This window comes from Edwardsiella sp. A.80236 (genome assembly GCF_044540725.1).
Taxonomy (GTDB): Bacteria; Pseudomonadota; Gammaproteobacteria; order Enterobacterales; family Enterobacteriaceae; genus Edwardsiella; species Edwardsiella tarda.
This window is the reverse complement of record NZ_JBIUCY010000068.1, coordinates 1-736: the sequence shown is the minus strand read 5'-3', so window position 1 is coordinate 736 and position 736 is coordinate 1. Positions and strand designations below refer to the sequence as shown.

Sequence of the window (736 nt, the reverse complement as noted above, 5' to 3'; positions counted from 1 at the left end):
CCATTCGTGCAGGTCGGAACTTACCCGACAAGGAATTTCGCTACCTTAGGACCGTTATAGTTACGGCCGCCGTTTACTGGGGCTTCGATCAAGAGCTTCGCCTTGCGGCTGACCCCATCAATTAACCTTCCAGCACCGGGCAGGCGTCACACCCTATACGTCCACTTTCGTGTTTGCAGAGTGCTGTGTTTTTATTAAACAGTTGCAGCCAGCTGGTATCTTCGACTGGCTTCGGCTCCATCCGCGAGGGACTTCACCTACATGCCAGCGTGCCTTCTCCCGAAGTTACGGCACCATTTTGCCTAGTTCCTTCACCCGAGTTCTCTCAAGCGCCTTGGTATTCTCTACCTGACCACCTGTGTCGGTTTGGGGTACGATTCAGTGTTATCTAGAGCTTAGAGGCTTTTCCTGGAAGCAGGGCATCAACCACTTCAGCACCGTAGTGCCTCGTCATCACGCCTCAGTGTTAAAGATAACCGGATTTGCCAGGTCATCACACCTACACGCTTAAACCGGGACAACCGTCGCCCGGCCGGTCTAGCCTTCTCCGTCCCCCCTTCGCAATAACACCAAGTACAGGAATATTAACCTGTTTCCCATCGACTACGCCTTTCGGCCTCGCCTTAGGGGTCGACTTACCCTGCCCCGATTAACGTTGGACAGGAACCCTTGGTCTTCCGGCGAGCGGGCTTTTCACCCGCTTTATCGTTACTTATGTCAGCATTCGCACTTCTGA

Annotated in this window: 1 rRNA gene; it reads right to left on the bottom strand. The window is 53.5% G+C overall.

The features are described 5' to 3' along the window. Positions 1-736: ribosomal RNA gene (locus tag ACEQFP_RS17510) — 23S ribosomal RNA — on the bottom strand; the annotation flags it as partial.